The 19,300-nt window shown below is 41.5% G+C and carries 17 protein-coding genes; 14 read left to right on the forward strand and 3 right to left on the reverse strand.

What is annotated here, in order from left to right:
• The first annotated feature begins 12 nt into the window (after positions 1–12).
• The 11 genes from cysN (at position 13) to GSQ74_RS17105 (ending at position 12,282) form a co-directional block, all read left to right on the forward strand.
• Complete coding sequence (cysN, locus tag GSQ74_RS17055) at positions 13–1,302, forward strand: sulfate adenylyltransferase subunit CysN (RefSeq protein ID WP_371724557.1); 1,290 nt, start codon at positions 13–15, stop codon at positions 1,300–1,302.
• An 86-nt stretch (positions 1,303–1,388) separates the two neighbouring features.
• On the forward strand, positions 1,389–2,504 hold the full coding sequence (gene gmd, locus GSQ74_RS17060; RefSeq protein WP_158995436.1) for a GDP-mannose 4,6-dehydratase: 1,116 nt from the start codon (positions 1,389–1,391) through the stop codon (positions 2,502–2,504).
• The gene (locus GSQ74_RS17065; RefSeq protein WP_158995437.1) at positions 2,497–3,795 is read left to right on the forward strand and encodes a WcaI family glycosyltransferase; all 1,299 of its coding nucleotides are present in this window, start codon (positions 2,497–2,499) and stop codon (positions 3,793–3,795) included. The genes gmd and GSQ74_RS17065 overlap by 8 nt, the downstream gene beginning before the upstream one ends.
• A gap of 113 nt (positions 3,796–3,908) precedes the next feature.
• The gene (locus tag GSQ74_RS17070) at positions 3,909–4,853 is read left to right on the forward strand and encodes a GDP-L-fucose synthase (RefSeq protein WP_158995438.1); all 945 of its coding nucleotides are present in this window, start codon (positions 3,909–3,911) and stop codon (positions 4,851–4,853) included.
• A gap of 251 nt (positions 4,854–5,104) precedes the next feature.
• Positions 5,105–6,157 (forward strand): dTDP-glucose 4,6-dehydratase, encoded by a 1,053-nt coding sequence (rfbB, locus tag GSQ74_RS17075; RefSeq protein WP_158995439.1) that lies wholly within the window; start codon positions 5,105–5,107, stop codon positions 6,155–6,157.
• Positions 6,158–6,181: 24 nt separating this feature from the next.
• Positions 6,182–6,736: a dTDP-4-dehydrorhamnose 3,5-epimerase gene (gene rfbC, locus GSQ74_RS17080; RefSeq protein ID WP_158995440.1), complete on the forward strand. Its 555-nt coding sequence runs from the start codon at positions 6,182–6,184 to the stop codon at positions 6,734–6,736.
• A gap of 9 nt (positions 6,737–6,745) precedes the next feature.
• Positions 6,746–7,612 (forward strand): dTDP-4-dehydrorhamnose reductase, encoded by an 867-nt coding sequence (gene rfbD, locus GSQ74_RS17085; protein ID WP_158995441.1) that lies wholly within the window; start codon positions 6,746–6,748, stop codon positions 7,610–7,612.
• 14 nt (positions 7,613–7,626) lie between these two features.
• The gene (gene rfbA / locus GSQ74_RS17090) at positions 7,627–8,490 is read left to right on the forward strand and encodes a glucose-1-phosphate thymidylyltransferase RfbA (protein ID WP_158995442.1); all 864 of its coding nucleotides are present in this window, start codon (positions 7,627–7,629) and stop codon (positions 8,488–8,490) included.
• A 97-nt stretch (positions 8,491–8,587) separates the two neighbouring features.
• A complete protein-coding gene (locus GSQ74_RS17095; protein ID WP_158995443.1) occupies positions 8,588–10,426 on the forward strand; it encodes a UbiD family decarboxylase in 1,839 nt (612 codons plus the stop codon).
• A 91-nt stretch (positions 10,427–10,517) separates the two neighbouring features.
• The gene (locus tag GSQ74_RS17100) at positions 10,518–10,934 is read left to right on the forward strand and encodes an RNA-binding S4 domain-containing protein (RefSeq protein WP_158995444.1); all 417 of its coding nucleotides are present in this window, start codon (positions 10,518–10,520) and stop codon (positions 10,932–10,934) included.
• Between the two features lie 34 nt (positions 10,935–10,968).
• Positions 10,969–12,282 carry a nucleotide sugar dehydrogenase gene (locus GSQ74_RS17105; protein WP_158995445.1) on the forward strand — a complete coding sequence of 438 codons (1,314 nt, stop codon included), beginning with the start codon at positions 10,969–10,971 and terminating at the stop codon, positions 12,280–12,282.
• 397 nt (positions 12,283–12,679) lie between these two features.
• Here GSQ74_RS17105 and GSQ74_RS17110 read toward each other — a convergent pair whose 3' ends face one another.
• Entirely contained in the window at positions 12,680–13,282 is a 603-nt protein-coding gene (locus tag GSQ74_RS17110; RefSeq protein ID WP_158995446.1) for an OmpH family outer membrane protein, read from the reverse strand.
• Between the two features lie 231 nt (positions 13,283–13,513).
• Here GSQ74_RS17110 and gyrB point away from each other — a divergent pair, with 231 nt between their 5' ends.
• From gyrB to pruA, 3 genes are all read left to right on the forward strand, one after another.
• Positions 13,514–15,472: a DNA topoisomerase (ATP-hydrolyzing) subunit B gene (gyrB, locus tag GSQ74_RS17115; protein WP_158995447.1), complete on the forward strand. Its 1,959-nt coding sequence runs from the start codon at positions 13,514–13,516 to the stop codon at positions 15,470–15,472.
• 247 nt (positions 15,473–15,719) lie between these two features.
• Complete coding sequence (locus GSQ74_RS17120) at positions 15,720–15,935, forward strand: helix-turn-helix domain-containing protein (RefSeq protein ID WP_158995448.1); 216 nt, start codon at positions 15,720–15,722, stop codon at positions 15,933–15,935.
• Positions 15,936–16,045: 110 nt separating this feature from the next.
• The gene (gene pruA / locus GSQ74_RS17125) at positions 16,046–17,683 is read left to right on the forward strand and encodes an L-glutamate gamma-semialdehyde dehydrogenase (protein ID WP_158995449.1); all 1,638 of its coding nucleotides are present in this window, start codon (positions 16,046–16,048) and stop codon (positions 17,681–17,683) included.
• A gap of 107 nt (positions 17,684–17,790) precedes the next feature.
• On the opposite strand, the gene can is transcribed toward pruA, so the two are convergent.
• Both can and GSQ74_RS17135 read right to left on the reverse strand, forming a co-directional pair.
• Positions 17,791–18,459, reverse strand: coding sequence for a carbonate dehydratase (can, locus tag GSQ74_RS17130; RefSeq protein ID WP_158995450.1), 669 nt, complete (start codon positions 18,457–18,459; stop codon positions 17,791–17,793).
• A 21-nt stretch (positions 18,460–18,480) separates the two neighbouring features.
• Positions 18,481–19,275, reverse strand: coding sequence for a YoaK family protein (locus GSQ74_RS17135; RefSeq protein WP_254060909.1), 795 nt, complete (start codon positions 19,273–19,275; stop codon positions 18,481–18,483).
• Positions 19,276–19,300 lie beyond the last annotated feature (25 nt).

The following is a 19,300-nucleotide window of genomic DNA, read 5'->3' on the forward strand; positions in this document are numbered from 1 at the left end:
TTTAGTTAATATTTGATAAATATCCGCGAGAGATATTTAGATACAAGCACAAAAAAAATGGAATTATTGCGTTTTACAACTGCCGGTAGTGTTGATGATGGAAAAAGTACGCTAATCGGTCGTTTGTTATATGACTCAAAATCAATATTTGAAGATCAGATAGAAGCCGTAAAAAAATCAAGTGAGCGCAAAGGGCTTACCCATGTTGATTTATCATTACTTACCGATGGTTTACGTTCTGAACGTGAGCAAGGCATCACTATTGATGTGGCTTACCGTTACTTCGCTACGCCAAAACGCAAGTTTATTATTGCCGATACCCCGGGCCATATCCAGTATACCCGTAACATGGTTACCGGTGCTTCAACCGCCAATTTAGCTTTGGTTTTAGTTGATGCCCGTCACGGCGTAATTGAGCAAACCTGTCGCCATTCATTTATCGCGTCGCTGCTCAAAATTCCACATGTTATTGTTTGTATTAATAAGATGGATCTGGTTGATTTCTCCGAACAAGCTTACAATAAAGTTGTAGAGGAATATGAGGCATTTGCCAGCAAGCTGGATATAACCGATATACGCTACATCCCCATCAGCGCCCTAAACGGCGATAATGTGGTTAATCGTTCCGAAAACATGGATTGGTACAAAGGGGCAAGTTTGTTAGATACTTTGGAAACTATCCATATCAGCAGTGATCAAAACCATATAGACGCGCGTTTCCCGGTACAAACCGTAATACGTCCGCACCAGGACGAATACCATGATTATCGTGCCTATGCAGGCCGTGTGGCAGGTGGTATTTTCCGTACAGGCGATGAAGTTACTGTTTTACCTTCTGGATTAACGTCCAAAATAAAATCCATCACTACTTTTGACGGTGATATTGATGAGGCTTTCTCGCCAATGTCAGTATCTATTAATTTAGAGGATGATATTGATGTTAGCCGTGGCGATATGATCGTTAAAACAAATAACGAACCCGAAGTAGGGCAGGACCTGAACGTACTATTATGCTGGATGGCCACGAAACCACCAAGACCGGGCGCAAAATATTATTTAAAAAGTACCACCAATGAGGTAATGGCAATTATTAAGGAAGTGACCTACAAAATAAATATTAATACAATGGAAAAACTCGATGAGGATACCAGTATTAAGATGAATGATATGGCAATGGTTAAAATGCGTACTACAAGGCCATTGGTTTATGATGAATACCGTAAAAACAGGATAACCGGGTCATTAATATTAATTGATGATACCACTAACGAAACTGTTGCAGCGGGAACAATTCATTCGTAAATTCGCTTTAAGAAATTAATAATTACAAATATCTAAAACAAAAGGTAGTCAAATCCTTTATAAGTGCTGATCCATTTTAATAATATATGAAAAAAGTTGCTCTAATTACAGGTATAACCGGGCAGGATGGTGCCTATCTTGCTGAACTATTGTTATCTAAAGGATATGAGGTTCATGGCATAAAACGCAGAAGCTCATTATTTAATACTGATAGGATTGACCATTTATACCAGGACCCGCATGAAAGTAACTTAAAATTCATACTTCATTACGGTGATCTTTCTGATTCAACTAACCTAATCCGTATCATTCAACAGGTTCAACCTGATGAGATATACAATTTAGGCGCGATGTCGCATGTGAAAGTAAGTTTTGATACACCTGAATATACTGCTAATGCCGATGGCATAGGTACCCTGCGTTTATTGGAGGCAATACGCATATTAGGATTAGTTGAAAAAACAAAAATATACCAGGCGTCAACATCAGAGTTATATGGTTTGGTTCAGGCTGTTCCGCAATCTGAAACTACGCCTTTCTATCCACGCTCACCATATGCGGTTGCCAAAATGTACGCTTACTGGATTACAGTAAATTATCGCGAGGCTTACGGCATATTTGCTTCTAATGGTATCTTGTTTAACCACGAGAGCCCGCTTAGGGGCGAAACTTTTGTTACCCGTAAAATAACCCGTGCTACAGCAAAAATAGCTACCGGCTTACAAGATAGATTGTTTTTGGGAAACCTTGATGCTGAACGCGACTGGGGCCATGCTAAAGACTATGTAGAAGCGATGTACCTGATTTTACAACAAGACGTTGCCGAAGATTTTGTAATCGCGACGGGTGTTACCACTAAAGTAAGAGAGTTTGTAAGGATGTCATTTGCTGAGGTTGGTATCGCTATTGAGTTTAAAGGTACAGGGGCTGATGAGAAAGGCTACGTAGCATCATGTTCAATGCCTGAGTATCAATTGGAGATTGGTAAAGAAGTGGTTGCTGTTGATGCTGCTTACTTTAGGCCAACAGAGGTGGACCTTTTAATTGGTGATCCTACTAAATCACAAACCAAATTAGGTTGGAAACCGAAATATGATCTGGCTGGCTTAGTAAAAGAGATGGTAGCAGCAGATCTTGAATTATTCAGAAAAGAGAAGCTTTTAAAAGAATCCGGTTATTATATCAAAAATCAGTTTGAGTAAACCATCCGCTAAAAAAAATATCTTACTTTTAAGTCATAACTTTTCGCCCGAACCAACCGGTATAGGTAAATATAATGGCGAAATGATGGACTGGCTTTGTAAAAGTGGTTATAATGCTACCATTATAACCACTTTTCCATATTATCCTTTCTGGAAAGTGCAACCGCCCTATACCAATAAATGGTATAAAAAAGAAGTGGTGCACTATCCGGAGCAAGGCACTGTGATGAAAATTTACAGGTGCCCTATATATATCCCGGCTTTCCCGAGCGGTGGAAAACGCATAATACAGGATGTATTATTATGGCCCGCTATACTGGTGATGTTGTTTCAAAAAATACTTTTCAAAAAGAAGCATGATTTGCTCATCACTATCGCGCCACCCTTTCACCTGGCCCTTATGGTTCTTTTTTATAGATTTTTCCGGGGTGGAAAAATTAATTATCATATCCAGGATATGCAGATAGAGGCCGCGCAGCAGTTAAATATTTTAGGTAGTTCCGGCCTCTTCAATTTAATGTATAAAATTGAAAGGAATATTCTTCGCCGCTCGGATTACGTGAGTACCATATCCGAAGGAATGATGAAAAAAGTTGAAGAAAAAGCAGGTAGAAAAGTCCTCCTTTTTCCTAACTGGGCTGATACTTCATTTTTTTATCCTTTGGATGACAGAGATACGGCTAAAAAACAATGGGGTTTTAAATCGAATGATCGGGTATGCCTGTATTCGGGTAGTATTGGCGAAAAACAAGGTTTAGAAAGTATAATTCATGCGGCTGAAATATTAAAAGATCAACCACAAATTAAATTTGTTATCGCCGGTTCAGGCCCCTATAAAGCTAACTTGACCGACCTTGCCGAATCCAAGGGCTTAAGCAATGTGTTCTTTTTTCCCTTGCAGGATAAAGAACATTTTAATGCTTTTTTAAATATGGCCGATCTGCACCTTATCATTCAAAAAGGTAATGCGAGTGATTTGGTAATGCCATCAAAACTTACAACCATATTAGCAGTTGGTGGTGTTAGTATTGTTACTGCGCCACGTGGCACAAGTTTGGAGCAGGTAATTAATGAAAACAATGTAGGAAGGATTACCACGCCCGATGATACGCAGGAACTGGCAACTGCCATACAAAGTACACTTACTAAAAACATGGATGAGATGCGGCAAAATGCCCGTGATTATGCATTAAAGTATTTGAATATTGATAACGTAATGCAAACATTCCTGAATGATGTTGGCATACAACATAATCATAATAAAGAGGTTTTAAGCGAAAGTGAATGTTAAATTTATATCATCTACCCGCTAAAGTGGCTGGCAAATGAATAATAGATGTATAGATCATTTAGTTAACTTGATTTTGTAAAACACATTAAAAAAATCAGGAGATTTGCAGTATAATGGATAAACAAGCGAAAATATATATAGCAGGCCATAAAGGGATGGTCGGTTCGGCTATATACCGTAAACTAGTTAAAGAAGGATTCACCAATTTTGTTACCCGTAGCTCATCGGAGCTTGATTTGCGCAACCAACAGCAGGTAAGCGATTTTTTTGCACAGGAAAAACCCGATTATGTGTTTCTGGCAGCTGCTAAGGTAGGTGGTATTATAGCTAACAACACCTATCGTGCAGATTTTTTGTATGATAACTTGCAGATACAAAACAATGTTATTCATAGTTCATATGTAAATGAGGTTAAAAAGCTGATGTTTTTAGGGTCGAGTTGTATCTACCCAAAAATGGCGCCTCAGCCTTTAAAAGAAGAATATTTGTTAACAGGCCTTTTGGAACCAACCAACGAGCCTTATGCCATAGCCAAAATCGCAGGCATTAAAATGTGCGATGCCTACCGTGATCAATACGGTTGTAACTATATATCGGTAATGCCGACCAATTTGTATGGCTTAAACGATAACTATCACCCGCAAAACTCGCATGTATTGCCGGCATTAATTCGCCGCTTTCATGAGGCTAAAGAGCAAAATGCAGCCGAAGTGGTTATATGGGGAACAGGATCACCAAAACGCGAATTTTTGTTTGCAGATGATTTGGCAGAGGCATGCTATTACCTCATGCAAAACTATAATGAACCAGGTTTAGTTAACATTGGCACCGGCGAAGATCTATCAATAAAAGACCTGGCACTACTGATAAAGCAAATAATAGGTTATACCGGCGAGATAAAATTTGATGCTACAAAACCCGATGGTACACCACGTAAACTGATGGATGTAACCAAATTAACCAATGCGGGCTGGAAATACCATACCACGCTTGAGCAAGGAATAGCTTTAGCTTACCATGATTTTTTAAGCAAAGGTTTATTAGTAGCAGAGCGGTAAGCGTATATAAGCATAATCTCCAAAATGTAAAGTGCAGGCCTTGTGCGATACCTTTCCCTGGAATAGGGAAAGGAGGAGGATAGGGAAGTATATGCGGTAAGCATATAGCGTTTTATATCAGGAAGTCGCTTTTAGAGATAATCTCCAAAAATATAAAGTGAGGGCCTTGTGCGATACCTTTCCCCAGAATATGGAAAGGAGGAGGATAGGGTAATACGCTAAAATTATTACCTTTGACCTACAATATCACTATGAAAAAAATCATGATCACCGGCGGTGCTGGATTTATAGGTTCGCATGTTATTCGCAGGTTTGTTACCCAACATCCTGATTACTTAATAGTAAATGTTGATGCGCTTACCTATGCAGGTAACCTGGAGAACCTGGAAGATATTGAGCATGCCAAAAACTATGTTTTTGAAAAAGCCGATATAAAAGATAGCGCCCGTATTACCGAAATATTTGACAAATACGGCATAACCGATGTAGTGCATCTGGCAGCAGAATCGCATGTGGATAGGTCGATACTAAGCCCGATGGATTTTGTGTACACCAATGTTATCGGTACTGTTACACTGCTTGATATTGCCAAAAATAAATGGAAAGGCGATTACGAAAATCATCTCTTCTACCACATCTCAACCGACGAAGTTTACGGCGCATTAGGCGAAACTGGTTTATTTACCGAGGAAACCAAATATGATCCACACTCGCCGTACAGCGCTAGCAAGGCAGCATCTGATCATTTTGTACGTGCTTACTATGATACCTACGGCTTGCAGGTAGTGGTATCAAACTGCTCAAACAACTATGGCCCGAATCATTTTCCTGAGAAACTGATCCCGTTATCCATCAACAACATCATTAACAACAAACCGTTGCCTGTTTATGGTGATGGTAAGTATACCCGCGATTGGTTGTATGTTATTGACCACGCCATCGCTATCGACCTGATCTTCCATAAAGGAAAGAAAGGCGATACCTACAACATTGGTGGTTTTAACGAATGGCAAAACATTGATCTGGTACATTTGTTATGCAAGCAAATGGACGAAAAGTTAGGCAGGCCTGAAGGGACAAGCGAAAAACTGATCACCTTTGTAAAAGATCGCCCGGGCCATGATTTGCGTTATGCTATTGATGCGGGCAAGATCAACAAAGAGTTAGGCTGGAGCCCATCAGTAACTTTTGAGCAAGGGCTTTCTGCTACAATCGACTGGTTCTTGTCAAACAAAAAATGGCTTGATAATGTTACCAGCGGTACATACGCCAAATACTACGATAATCAATACGAAAACCGCTAATTTTAGCGTAATCATAATCTAATAATGACCATAACACCTACCCCGTTAGCGGGATGCTTTATACTTACTCCACGTGTTTTTAATGATGAGCGCGGGCATTTTTTTGAATCATATAACGAGCGTACTTTTAACGAAGCAGCGGGATACGATGTGAATTTCGTACAGGATAACCAGTCATTCTCAACCAAAGGCGTACTACGTGGCTTGCACCTACAAAAAGGCGAGCATGCGCAATCAAAATTGGTAAGGGTAACTCAGGGCGAGGTACAGGATATAGCGGTTGATTTGCGTAAAAATTCACCAACCTATGGTCAGTATGTTTCAGTAATCCTATCGGAACAAAACTATCAGCAGCTTTTTATACCAAAGGGATTTGCACATGGTTTTTTGGTATTAAGCCCAACCGCCGTATTTCAATACAAATGCGATAACTACTACAATAAAGAATCAGAAGGTGGCCTGCATTATGCCGATCCATCAATAAATATAAAGTGGGAGCTTGGCGAAAGCGAGCTTGTTGTATCAGAAAAAGATAAGGAATTGCCGTTTTTAAAAGACGCAAGTGATTTTGGATTTTAAAAAATAAGCATGACCTCAATTAAAAACATTATAGTATTTGGTGCAGCCGGTCAACTAGGCCAATGCTTAAAAAAAGTAGCCGAAGAAAAAGGAATAAGTAATATTCATTTTTTACCTGAGAACGAGGCTAACATACTTGATACCGCAGCCATTGATAAAACCTTTGCTCAGTATAAACCAGCTTACGCCATAAACTGCGCTGCTTATACCGCCGTAGATAAAGCTGAAGATGAGCTTGACTTAGCCCGTAAAATAAACAAAACCGGCGCTGAGAATCTGGCAATCGCATGTAAAGCACATAATGCAGCATTGGTACATATATCAACAGATTTCGTTTTTAAGGGTAATACGCCCGATCCGCTTGTTGAGGAAGATGCGGCTGAACCAATTAGTGTTTATGGTTTAACCAAACTAGAAGGTGAGCAAGATATTGTTAGGATATTGCCTGAACATTTTATCATCCGTACCAGTTGGTTATACTCAGAGTTCGGAAATAATTTTGTTAAAACCATGCTTAAGTATGGCGCCGAGCGCGACCTGCTTAAAATTATAGCCGACCAGGTAGGTACACCAACTTATGGTATCGATCTTGCTGCCTGTGTTCTTGATATTATCTCATCAGGAAAAGCCGAATACGGTATTTATCATTACAGTAACGAAGGCGTAACCTCATGGTACGATTTTGCTAAGGGGATATTTGATCTTTCGGCAACGGAAGTAAAGGTACTGCCTATTCGTACATCAGAGTATCCTACAAAGGCTACCCGCCCCGCTTATTCGGTGATGGACAAAACAAAGATTAAACACACATTTAATATAGAGATACCGTATTGGCGGGATAGCCTGGCGGTATGCATACAAAGGCTCCAAAATTAATAGCACATTCAACTATGAAAGGAATAATACTTGCAGGCGGATCAGGAACCCGCCTATATCCTATAACCAAGGCTATCAGCAAACAATTAATGCCGATATACGATAAGCCGATGATTTATTATCCGCTTTCGGTATTGATGCTGGCCGGGATAAAGGAAGTATTGATCATTACCACGCCCGAAGATCAGGATGGTTTTATCCGTTTATTGGGTGATGGCTCAGAATTGGGTTGTCATTTTGAATTTGCTGTACAGGAAGTACCAAACGGACTTGCCCAAGCATTCGTAATAGGCGAGAAGTTTATTGGTGATGATAAAGCTGCCCTTGTTTTGGGCGATAATATATTTTACGGTTCAGGTTTCAGCAAGCTGATCCAGAGCTTTAATGATCTTGATGGCGCGGCTATTTTCGCGTACCCGGTTTCTGACCCGGAACGTTACGGAGTAGTAGAGTTTGATGCTGATTTTAAAGCCATATCCATTGAAGAAAAGCCTTCGGCACCAAAATCAAATTATGCCGTACCTGGATTGTATTTCTATGATAATTCTGTTGTAGAGATCGCCAAAAATATAGCACCATCACCTCGTGGCGAATACGAGATAACCGATGTTAATAAGGAATACTTGAAAAGGGGCAATCTGCAAGTAGGCGTAATGGATAGGGGAATGGCCTGGTTAGATACCGGCACTTTCGATTCATTAAGTGATGCATCAGAGTTTGTTAGGGTGATAGAAAAGCGCCAGGATACCAAAATCGGCTGCATCGAAGAAATCGCTTATCGAATGGGTTTTATCAACCGTGAGGAGTTAATGGCCCTGGCCGAAAAATACATTAAAAGCGGTTACGGAAAATACCTGAAGAATTTACCGGTAAGATAAATCTTGATTGACCGGTTAGTGAATTGATTGATGCTCACAACGTCAATAATTCACTGATTCATATTAATTCATTCGTGAAATTTGTGTCTATTTGCTTATGGGTTATCCAAGTTTACAAGCCTGTGTTGCTGATCTCGAAAAAAATGGTCGCCTGATACGCATTAAGGAAGAAGTTGATCCTTACCTGCAAATGGCCGCCATACACCTGCGCGTTTTTGAAAACCAGGGCCCGGCTATATTGTTCGAAAACGTAAAAGGCAGCAAGTTTCCGGCGGTATCAAACCTGTTCGGTACACTCGATAGATCCAAATTTATTTTCAGGGATACGCTGGATAAGATCAAAACTTTGGTCGATCTGAAATCTGATCCCATCAAAGCCATAAAAAATCCATTTAAATATGCTAATGTAGGCCTTACCGTTTTATCGGCTTTGCCCATGAAAGTTGGTAAAAGTGCACCGATCAATTTTGGCCGTACCCATATCAGCGAGATTCCCCAAATAGTTAACTGGCCTAATGATGGCGGCCCGTTTGTCACCATGCCGCAGGTTTACACCGAGGATGCCGACAAGCCGGGCATTATGAATGCCAATTTAGGTATGTACCGTATTCAGTTAGCGGGAAACGATTATGTGTTGGACAAGGAAATAGGATTGCATTACCAATTACACAGGGGTATAGGCGTACATCAAACAAAAGCAAACGCGAAAGGTCAACCATTAAAGGTGAGCATATTTATAGGTGGCCCGCCATCGCACCCGGTAGCGGCAGTAATGCCATTGCCCGAAGGTCTATCAGAAATGACTTTCGCTGGTGCTTTAGGCAATCGCCGATTTAGATATTTTTACGATGCGGAAGGTTTTTGCATTTCAGCAGATGCTGATTTTGTGATCACCGGAACGGTAATGCCACATGAGAATAAACCCGAAGGCCCTTTTGGTGATCACCTGGGTTATTATAGCTTAAAGCATCCTTTCCCTTTAATGAAGGTGCATAACGTGTACCATAAAAAGGATGCGATATGGTCATTCACCGTTGTGGGTAGGCCACCGCAGGAAGATACCAGTTTCGGCGCGTTGATCCATGAAATAACTGGATCAGCCATGCCAAAAGAAATACCGGGTTTGCATGCCGTAAACGCGGTTGATGCGGCTGGTGTTCACCCTCTGTTATTTGCCATCGGCAGCGAACGCTATACGCCCTATATCAAAGAACGCCAACCACAGGAGATACTCACCATCGCTAATCATATTTTGGGCACTGGTCAGTTGAGTTTGGCCAAGTACCTGTTCATCGCCGCAAAGGAAGATGATCCGGCTTTAAACGTGAATGATATTGGCGGGTTTTTAAAACACATATTGCAGCGTGTCGATCTTACAAGAGATCTGCACTTCTACACCAAAACCACCATTGATACGCTTGATTACAGCGGTGATGGCTTAAATACCGGAAGTAAAATTGCCATCACGGTGGCGGGTGATATAAAAAGAGAACTGTGGACGGAGTTACCCGCAAACTTTACCATTCCCCGTCCGTTTAGTAATTATAAAATGGTAATGCCAGGTGTGTTGGCGGTAGAAGTACCAAAATATATCAACGATAAAGATATTGGCGATATGCTAAGTATTTTGGACGAGCATTTTATTGATGCTGAATTAAGTGGTTTGCCACTAATAATACTATGTGATGATGCGGCATTTACGGCGCAAAATTTAGATAATTTTGTTTGGGTAACGTTTACACGCAGCAATCCATCGCACGATATTTACGGCGTGCATAGCTTTACCGAACATAAACATTGGGGCTGTAAAGGTCCGCTGATTATTAACGCCCGCATAAAACCTCACCATGCCCCAATACTTGAAAAAGACCTGGCAGTGGAAAAATTGGTTGATAAAATGGGCGAAAAGGGTGGTGTGTTGCACGGGATTATATAAGCCCCACCCAAACCCTCCCCGGTAGGGAGGACTTAAAAAAAACAAAATAAAGTCTCCCCTACCGGGGGAGATTTAGAGGGGGCTGTGCTCAATGGCTGAAAAAGAAAAATTAAGAATAGACAAGTACCTGTGGTCAATACGGGCGTTTAAAACACGCACGCTGGCATCTGATGCCTGCAAGGCGGGCCGGGTGAAATTGGATGGAAACAATATCAAGCCATCGCATGAGGTAAAAGTGGGCGAGATTTACCAGGTTTCAAAAGGATTGGAACGCAAAGTGATAAAGGTGACCGGTTTATTAGAGAGCAGGGTAGATGCAAAAACCGCTATTTTCTTTTATGAAGATGTTACCCCGCTTGAGCAAACCACGGCCTATAAATCCATGTTCAACGCGCCGGTTTTAACCCGCGACAGGGGTACAGGTCGTCCAACCAAAAGAGACCGCCGCGAAATTGACGACTTGAAGGATGATTTCTTCAGCACGCCCGACGATAAAGAACAAGAATAATAAGACCGATATTTACAAAAAATCAACCTATAATATGCCTTCAATAACTACACAAACTGATCTGCAAAATATTAAGATAGCTATAATTGGTTTGGGTTATGTGGGCCTGCCTTTAGGTGTTGAATTCGCCAAAAAATATCGTGTGGTAGGTTTTGATACCGGCAAACGCAGGGTATCGGAATTGAATAGCGGCCGCGATCATACCCTTACTGTTGATGAAGATGGTTTAAAGACAGCCACAGATAGCGCTAAGAGCAGCAGTATTGGATTAATTTGTACCGATAAGATAGAAGATACCAGCGAAGCTAATATTTACATTGTAACCGTTCCTACACCGGTTGATAAAATAAACCGCCCCGACCTTACCCATCTGTACAAAGCTAGTGAAACTGTGGGCAAAGTTTTAAAAAAGGGAGATATTGTTATTTATGAATCAACAGTATACCCCGGCGCAACCGAAGAGGAATGTGTGCCGATGCTGGAAAAAGTATCTGGCCTGAAATTTAACGTTGATTTTTTCGCAGGATACTCACCCGAGCGTATCAATCCCGGGGATAAGGAGCATACGCTGGTTAAGGTGATGAAGGTTACTTCTGGCTCAACACCTGAAACGGCTGAACGGGTAGATCAGCTTTATCGATCCATCATTCCCGCAGGTACACATAAAGCAACATCCATTAAAGTTGCCGAAGCCGCGAAAGTTATCGAAAATGCGCAACGTGATATTAACATTGCCTTTGTGAACGAGTTGGCCAAGATCTTCCATCGCTTGAATATTGATACCGATGAAGTACTACAGGCAGCAGGCACCAAATGGAATTTCCTGAAATTTAAACCTGGATTAGTTGGCGGCCATTGCATTGGTGTGGACCCGTACTATCTCGCCCGCAAAGCGCAACAAGTAGGTTATCATCCCGAAATAATATTAGCGGGCCGCAGACTGAACGACGGCATGGGCGAATACGTAGCCCATGAAGTTGTAAGGCTGATGGTGCGCAAGGACATCATCGTAAAAGATGCCAATATATTAGTGTTGGGTATCACCTTTAAAGAAAACTGCCCCGATGTGCGAAATAGTAAGGTGGTTGATATTCTAAATACACTGAAAGGCTACGATGCCAACCTCACCATATTCGATCCGCATGCCGAGCCTGCCGATGTAAAACACGAATACGGCTGGGATTCGGTTAAGGCATTAAATGCCTCTGATAAATATGACGCGGTAATAGTAGCCGTTTGTCACGATGAATTTAAAACACTTGATTTACAAGCTATCACAAAACCCAACAAAGTGATCTACGATGTTAAAGGGATCCTTGCGAAGGATAGTGTGGACGGGAGATTGTAATGAGGTGCGAGGAGACGGGTACGAAGTGCGGTACGTCTAAGTTTATAAGTTTTTTTGTCATTCTGAGCGCAGCGAAGAATCTGTACGGTCGAAACCAACTTACAGATTCTTCGCTACGCTTTTAGATGGAATACTTTCACTGGTCTAAGTTTAGCGACGCGTAACTTAGATCCTATGATCTTGTAAGTTTTTAACTTACAAACAAAACTTAGATAGTGGTGGCTGTCATGCTGAGCGTAGTCGAAGCATATGCGTAAAGGCCTGCCCACATGCTTCGACTACGCTCAGCATGACAGCCTCATATTCTCAAAAATCCCACCAAAAAACAAAAAAGCTGAAAGCCAATGCAATTCGCATCCAACTTTCAGCTTTTAACTTTATACTTTAAACTCAAAAACTATTTTGAGCCTTCTTTAGCATAAGCATCATTCAAGCCTTTTACTACATCAGCAGTAACATCAAGGCTTGGATCGCCGTAAATGACGGTTTGTACTTGTTTTGAGTAGGTAAGTACCAGTTTGTAACCGTTTTGTTTAGCAAATTGCTTTACAAAATCATCAACCTTGTCATATACTTTTTGGTATTGAGTTGCTTTATCATCCTGTAATTGAGCCGACTCATTTTGTTGGTAGCCTTGTAATTGTTGTTGCTCGCGTTGTAAGCGTTGCTCAGTTACCTGGCGCTGATCAGCTGGCATAGTAGCCTGGCCTTTCTGGTAATCAACAACCTCACGCTGAAAAGCGTCAGTTTTTGATTGCATGTCGCTTTGTGCGCCTTTTAGTTTTGCTTGTAAAGCGTTGTTTACATCTTTCGCATAGTTATACTTGCTGTATAATGTGTCAGAATTAACATAAACAGTGGTTGGTTTATCGCCACTTGCTGATGCTGTTGAAGCAGCAGGTGCCGCAGTTGTACTGGTTGGAGCTTGTTTACATGCGGCAACACTTCCGGCAACTAATAAACCTAAAGCAACCTTTGTAAAAACAGAAGAATTTTTCATTGTATATTTTATCGTTAAGTAATGGATCAGCAGGCAGTTAATTCATGCTTTTCCTGTTTGTGTTTCATTAAAAAGTTTACAAAGATAAACTTTAGGGGCAAGTTTCCTAACGATTTTAAAATGGTGTTTATAACGGGTCATATTTATCAACAATAGCAGAAAATCGAACCAAAATGAGTATTTTTGTTTAAAGAACTCCACCTTGGAGAGTGGTTATTGTTTTAATCAATTATGAGCGAAGAAAATCAGGATAAATCAAATTACTCAGCAGATAATATACAGGTTTTAGAAGGTTTAGAGGCGGTGCGCAAACGCCCGTCTATGTATATTGGCGATACAGGCGTTAAAGGCCTCCACCACTTAGTTTATGAGGTTGTAGATAACTCGATAGATGAGGCGCTTGCCGGTCATTGCGATACCATAGACGTGGTTATCCAAAAAGATAATTCTATTAAAGTTTCCGATAATGGCCGTGGTATCCCAACCGGTATTACCACAAAAGAACAAGTTTCGGCACTGCAAATTGTAATGACGGTATTGCACGCCGGTGGTAAGTTTGATAAAGATACTTATAAAGTATCGGGCGGTTTGCACGGTGTGGGTGTAAGTTGTGTTAACGCTTTATCAACCCATTTAACCGCGCTGGTTTACCGCGAAGGTAAAATTTGGACACAGGAGTACGAAAAAGGTAAACCAATGTACGATGTGAAAACAATTGGCGATACCGACAAAAGAGGTACTACCGTTATTTTCCATCCCGATCCGGAAATATTTACCTTAACTACCGAATATAAATACGATACGTTAGCAGGCCGCTTGCGCGAGCTTGCCTACTTAAATAAAGGTATCCGCCTTACTTTAACCGACGAGCGCGAACCTAACGAAGACGGCACTTTTAATACCGAAGAGTTTTTCTCGATCGGTGGATTAAGCGAGTTTGTTAAATACCTTGATGGTACACGCCCTTCTATCATTCCAGAACCTATTTATGTAGATGGAATTAAACAAGGCATCCCGGTTGAACTGGCATTGCAATACAATGATACTTATAGCGAGAATGTACACTCGTACGTAAACAACATCAATACTATTGAAGGCGGTACACACGTTGCCGGTTTCCGTAGAGGGTTGACACGAACGTTGAAAGCTTACGCCGATAAATCCGGATTGTTGAAAAACATGAAGATCGAAATTACCGGTGATGACTTCCGCGAGGGATTAACTGCTGTAATTTCTGTAAAAGTGCAGGAACCACAATTTGAGGGTCAAACCAAAACCAAGTTAGGTAATAACGAGGTAATGGGAGCGGTAGATATGGCCGTAGGCGAGATTTTAGGCAACTATCTGGAAGAACATCCGAAAGAAGCCAAAATGATCGTAAACAAGGTTATATTGGCTGCTACTGCCCGCGCCGCTGCCCGCAAAGCACGCGAAATGGTGCAGCGCAAAAGTGTAATGAGTGGATCAGGTTTACCCGGTAAGCTAGCCGATTGCGCCAACAGCGATCCTGCTTTATGCGAGCTATACCTTGTCGAAGGTGACTCGGCGGGTGGTACTGCCAAGCAAGGCCGTAACCGTGAATTTCAGGCAATTTTACCATTACGTGGTAAGATACTGAACGTGGAAAAAGCCATGGAGCACAAGATCTACGAGAACGAGGAAATAAAAAATATGTTCACCGGGCTTGGTGTAAGCATAGGCACACCGGAGGATGATAAGGGGCTTAACTTCAGTAAACTGCGTTACCACAAAATTGTGATCATGACGGATGCTGACGTCGACGGTTCGCACATTACCACATTGATCTTAACCTTCTTCTTCCGTTATATGAAGGAATTGGTTGAGTATGGTTATGTATACATCGCGTCGCCGCCATTATATCAGGTTAAAAAAGGTAAAGAATTTGAATATTGCTGGAATGATGTACAGCGCGATGCTGCCGTACAACGTTTAAAAGGCGGTGGTAAAGAGGATAGTGTACACATACAGCGTTATAAAGGTTTGGGTGAAATGAATGCGGAGCAATTATGGGACACAACCATGAACCCGGAAACCCGCACCCTTAAACGTGCCACCATTGAAAACGCCGCCGAATGCGACCACACCTTCAGCATGCTGATGGGTGATGAAGTTGCCCCACGCCGCGATTTTATTGAGCGCAACGCTAAATATGCTAAGATTGACGTTTAAGCGTTAATTGGGAAATATACAGAGCCCTGCTGAAAAGCGGGGCTTTTTTTGTTTTAATACCATACCAGAATTGTCATTCTGAGGGACGAAGAATCTGTAAAGTAGTTTACATCAATACAGATTCTTCGCTATGCTCAGAATGACAAGGAAATCTACAGAGGCTTACCTCACAATTAAGAAATATTTGTTGCTTTTAAACAAAAATAATGTTCAGTAGTTAAAGAGGTTATCATTACATTAATATAATATGAACAAATTAATAGACGTTGCCAAAAATATCAGAAACACTAGACTCGACAGGAATTATACCCAGGATTATTTGGCCGCTAAGTTGAAAATATCACAGAATGCCTATAGTAAAATTGAACTCGGCCGTACCAAAGTTACAGTTGAAAAACTTCTGGTAATTGCCGATGTGTTAAATACCGATGCTTGCGAGCTTATCAATGTTAAAGCAGTGTAGGATTATATAACAGTTTAGTAATAGTCATACCAGCGTTAATTACGCATTTTTGTGGCTTTATATACACCTAATATGCTTATATTTGTGTGTTTTAACTGACTTCATATATTATGCTTAAAGGATTTTTCAGCGTTCCGCAACCGCAGAACGAGACGGTATTGAATTACGGTCCGCGCAGTGTTGAGCGCGAGGCACTTAAGGCCGCTTTAGAAGAAGCGCGCGCCCAGGTTATTGAAATACCGATGTACATTGGTAAAAAGCTGGTTCACACCGGTAAAAAGCTGGAGATTCGCCCGCCACATGATCATAAACATTTATTAGCTACTTTCCACGAAGGGGATGCCTCAACGGTTAATGCAGCTATTGATGCCGCCCTTGCCGCAAAACCCGAATGGGAAGCATTGGCATGGGAACAAAGGGCATCTATATTTTTAAAAGCTGCTGATTTAATCGCCGGTCCATATCGTGCCAGGATTAATGCAGCCACCATGCTTGGTCAAAGCAAAAATGCTTACCAAGCCGAGATTGATGCCGCTTGTGAGTTTATCGACTTCCTGCGTTTCAACGTAAGCTATATGGTTGAGATTTATGCGCAACAGCCTCCTGCAAATTCAAAAGGTGTTTGGAACAGGGTGGAGCAACGCCCATTAGAAGGTTTTGTATTCGCATTAACCCCATTCAACTTTACCGCTATTGCCGGTAACTTGCCTGCAAGTGCCGCCATGATGGGTAACGTAGTGGTTTGGAAACCTGCCTATCCGCAAATCTATGCTGCCCACGTAATTATGCAGGTGTTTAAAGAAGCTGGTTTGCCTGATGGGGTTATCAACCTGATTTATGTTGATGGCCCGGTAGCTGGTGACGTGATCTTCAATCACCATGATTTCGCAGGTATCCACTTTACAGGATCAACCAAAGTGTTCCAAAATATTTGGCAAACTATTGGAAACAACATACATAAATACCGTACTTACCCACGCATAGTTGGCGAAACCGGTGGCAAAGATTTTGTACTTGCCCACCCAAGTGCTGATGCTGATGTAGTAAGTACCGCATTGGTTCGTGGTGCTTTTGAATACCAGGGACAAAAATGTTCAGCAGCGAGCAGGGCATATATCCCGGCTTCGTTATGGCCTGCGGTTAAAGCTAATATGCAGCGTGACCTTGCTTCCATAAAAATAGGCCCGGTTGAAGATTTTGGCAATTTTGTTAATGCTGTTATCACCGAAGCTTCATTTGATAAACTGGCTAAATACATTGATGCAGCCAAAGCTGATGAAAGTGTTGAATTGGTTGCCGGTGGCGGATACGATAAAAGCCAGGGCTGGTTTGTTGAACCAACCGTGCTTAAAGTAAACGACCCATATTACGTTACCATGTGCGAAGAGCTTTTCGGCCCTGTGTTAACTATTTATGTATACGAGGACGCGAAGTTTGATGAGATACTGGACATTGTAGATAAAACTTCTATCTATGCGCTTACAGGCTCTATCATATCTCAGGACAGGTACGCTATCGCTAAGGCTACTTATGCTTTACGTAACGCAGCAGGTAACTTCTATATTAATGATAAACCTACCGGTGCGGTAGTTGGTCAGCAGCCATTTGGCGGTGCCAGGGGATCTGGTACGAATGATAAAGCCGGATCAGCATTGAACCTGCAACGCTGGGTATCACCAAGAACCATCAAAGAAACCTTCGATCCGCCAAAAGATTATAAGTATCCGTTCTTGAATAAAGAAGTATAACCCTCCAGCCCCCTGAAGGGGGAGCAAATAATCATAAAAAGAAAAGGCGAAAGAGTATTAAATTCTTTCGCCTTTTTATATTGCTCCCCCTTCAGGGGGCTGGGGGGTTATTTAAACTTGAACACATTGCCCATATTGGCATTGTCATAAGTGCTTACGTTCATATCTTTTATCACGCCGGTTTCAATGCTGTACACCCAGCCATGTACAGCCAGATCCTGTCCTTTATGCCATGCGTTTTGTACAATAGATGTTTTGCATAGGTTGTAAACGTTTTCTATTACGTTGTATTCCACCAGTTTATCGGCGCGTTCTTTTTCGTCTTTTATCAGGTCGAGTTTGCTGGCATGCAGGCGGTAAACGTCTTTAATGTGGCATAACCAGTTATCAATCAGGCCGAATTGTTGGTTGCTCATGGCGGCTATAACACCACCGCAGCCATAATGCCCGGTAACTATCACATGTTTTACCTGCAACACGTTCACCGCGTAATCCAGTACCGATAGCATATTCATGTCCGAGTGTACCACCATGTTTGCGATATTACGGTGTACAAATATTTCGCCCGGTTTGGTGTTGGTTATCTGGTTGGCAGGCACGCGGCTATCGGCGCAACCAATCCACAAAATGGGTGGTTTCTGGCCGTTGGCAAGCTTGGTAAAATAGTCAGGATCTTCCTCAATGGCATTAGCAATAAATTTTTTATTGCCTTCGAGTAAGGTTTCGTAGGAAATATGGCTTGTATCGTGAATCAGAATGTCTTTTTTTGCGCACATAGGGTATAATACTGATTGGGGTTAATTATTTACTTTGAAAAATAAACGGGCAATCTTATGCAAAGCTAAGGGCGAAAGATCGTAATACAAAATGGTAAATAATATCACCGGAATGAAATAAAACATCATGAAGTCGTACTTGTCAAAAAAGTAGCCACCTGCCAATGCTCCCGCGAAATAGAACCCCAGGATAGTAAGGCGTACATACATGCGGTTTTTAAGCAAAGGAGATTTTTGAGCATTGGGATAAAGCAGCTCGGCAAAATCGGCCCCCAAATCAGTAAAAACCCCGGTGAGGTGCGATGTTTTGATGATACCGCCTGATATATTGGATACCAATCCGTTTTGCAAACCCATAGATAGTATTAAAGCACCGGTAATGATTTGCTTTTCGGCTAAAGTGCCATCGTAATGATTAGTGCCATAATATGCTACGAATAATAAAATGATGATCTCTAAAATAATAGGCGCTGCATTAGCCCGGTAAGCACTTTTATGCGATTGCCATCTGACTAAAAAATTAGACGTAAACGCGCCCGCGAAAAACAGGAACAGCCACACCAAAAATATAATTACCTGTGATAAATTACGTTCGATGACATTGCGGGCAAGGTTGGCAAAATGCCCAGTCATGTTGGTGGTGAATGCCAAAAAAGCTACAACACCAGCCACATTGGTAACCCCCGATACAAAAGCCGTGGAAGAAGCCAGTAACAGATTCTCCTTCAATGTACGTTCTTCTTTGGTGTTTCTTAACAAAATAGTATCAAAGGAGTTATAGTAGTGAAAATCAAATGTAATTAAACCATCAAACATTTTTGATGCTTAATCAGTATTTTTA

It is taken from the genome of Mucilaginibacter sp. L196 (assembly GCF_009765905.1).
Taxonomy (GTDB): domain Bacteria; phylum Bacteroidota; class Bacteroidia; order Sphingobacteriales; family Sphingobacteriaceae; genus Mucilaginibacter.